At 72.6% G+C, this 2,041-nt stretch carries 3 protein-coding genes; 2 read left to right on the plus strand and 1 reads right to left on the minus strand.

Features of this window, described 5'->3' with window-relative positions:
• Positions 1-681, minus strand: a 681-nt coding sequence (locus VGD44_RS21980) for a cytochrome c family protein (protein WP_331090516.1), incomplete at its 3' end; no start/stop codon positions are given.
• Between the two features lie 125 nt (positions 682-806).
• On the opposite strand from VGD44_RS21980, the gene VGD44_RS21985 reads away from it, so the two are divergent.
• Together VGD44_RS21985 and VGD44_RS21990 are read left to right on the plus strand one after the other, a co-directional pair.
• Positions 807-1,529 carry a 3-deoxy-manno-octulosonate cytidylyltransferase gene (locus tag VGD44_RS21985; RefSeq protein WP_331090517.1) on the plus strand — a complete coding sequence of 241 codons (723 nt, stop codon included), beginning with the start codon at positions 807-809 and terminating at the stop codon, positions 1,527-1,529.
• A partial coding sequence (locus tag VGD44_RS21990; protein ID WP_331090518.1) for a prephenate dehydratase domain-containing protein occupies positions 1,526-2,041 on the plus strand: 516 nt, incomplete at its 3' end. The genes VGD44_RS21985 and VGD44_RS21990, both read left to right, overlap by 4 nt.

Here is a 2,041-nt window from a genome sequence, read left to right on the forward strand (position 1 = left end):
CTGGCCCGCGGGACCGCCGCCGGGGGCGGTCGGGTTGGCGGTGGAGCCGGTGGCGGTGGGCTCGCCCGCGGCGGCTGGAGCCGCAGCGCCTTCGGCCGCCGGGGCCGCCGCCGTCGCAGCGCCGGGCTGGCGGGTCGGATCGGGGGCCGGCGTGGCCAGCGTGCCGCCCTTCGACGCCAGGTAGGCGATCAGGTTCACGCGCTCGTCGACCTTCTTGATGCCCACGAAGGTCATCTTGGTGCCGGCGATGTGCTTCTGCGGGCCGGCGATGAACTCGTTCAGCTCATCGTAGGTCCACTGCGGATGGGCGGCGGCGTAGGTCCCGAGGGCGGGGGAATAGGCGAAGCCGCCGGTCGCGGCGGGTTTGCGGCCCACGACGCCGAACAGGTTCGGGCCGGTGCCGTTCGCGCCGCCCGCGTCGACGGTGTGGCAGGACTTGCACTTGGCGAACGTGGCCTCGCCCGAGGTCACGTTGGCGGCCGGCAGCACCGTGCCCCAGTCGGGCGGCAGAGCCGGACCGGCCGCGCCTTCGCCGCCTTCTTCCGCGACCTCGACGGCGTAGCCCGGCTTGGTCACTTCCTCGGGGGCGAACACGCCCGCCGACAGTTCGCGCAGGCCTACGATGGCCAGCCCCGTCGCCAGCACGGCGCCGGCGATCTTGTTGAACGTCAGGTCGCTCATAATCCCCTAGTCACGCCTCTCATCGGCCGTAGGGCGACGCCCCCGGACGCGCGGGAATCCCGCCCCTTATTGCGTGCGGCTCTCTTACACGCTACCGGCGCTCGCGCAACCTCCAGACCGCCTCCATGAACCCGATCGTCCTCATCCCCGCGCGCATGGCCGCGACCCGCCTGCCGGGGAAGCCCCTGGCGGACATCGGCGGGATACCGATGATCGTGCGCGTGCTGCGCCAGGCCGAGGCCGCCGGGATCGGTCCCGTGGCGGTGGCGGCCGGCGACCGCGAGATCGTCGAGGTGGTGCAAGCCGCCGGCGGCCGCGCGGTCTTGACCGACCCCGACCTGCCCTCGGGCTCGGACCGCATCCTGGCCGCGCTGGCGGACCTGGACCCGGCGGGCGCGCACGACGCGGTGGTCAATCTGCAGGGCGACATGCCGTTCGTGGCGCCCGCGGTGCTGAGCGCGTGCGCCGGCCTGCTGGCCGATCAGCCCGCCTGCGATATCGCCACCGTCGTTGCCCCCGAGGCCTCGCCGGCCGACCGCGGCAACCCGGACGTGGTCAAGGCCGTGCTGGCGGCGAACGGCCGCGCCCTCTACTTCACCCGCTCCACGCTCTACGGCGACCAGCCGGTCTGGCGGCATGTCGGGATCTACGGCTACCGCCGCGCTGCGCTCGCGGCGTTCAACGCCGCGCCGCCGTCGCCGCTGGAGGTCCGCGAGAAGCTGGAGCAGCTCCGGGCCCTGGAGCTGGGGCTTTCGATCTGGGCGGCGAAGGCGCATGACGCCCCGATCTCCGTCGACAATCCCTCCGACCTCGAACGGGCGCGCGCCCACGCAAGGACAGTTGCATGACCAAGGGACGCATCGCCTTCCAGGGCGAGCTGGGCGCCAACAGCCACGAGGCCTGCATGGCCGCGTTCCCCGATATGGAGCCCGTCGGCTACGCCACCTTCGAGGAGGCGTTCGAGGCCGTGCGCTCAGGCGACTGCCAGCTGGGTATGATCCCGGTGGAGAACTCGATCGCCGGCCGCGTCGCCGACGTGCACCACCTCCTGCCGTCGTCGGGGCTGAAGATCATCGGCGAACGGTTCAAGCCGATCCACTTCCACCTGATGGCCAACCCGGGCGTGACGCTGGACCAGGTGAAGACCGCGGTCTCCATGCCGATCGCGCTGGGCCAGTGCCGCCGCACGCTGCGGGCCATGAAGCTGAAGACCGAGGCCACGGGCGACACGGCCGGCGCCGCCAAGCGCCTGTCCGAGCAGCCGGACCCCACGCGCGCGGCGGTCTCGCCGGCGCTCTGCGCCGAGATCTACGGCCTGGAGATCCTCGCCCGCGACATCGAGGACGAGCACCACAACACC

This window comes from Phenylobacterium sp. (genome assembly GCF_036402295.1).
Classification (GTDB): Bacteria; Pseudomonadota; Alphaproteobacteria; order Caulobacterales; family Caulobacteraceae; genus Phenylobacterium.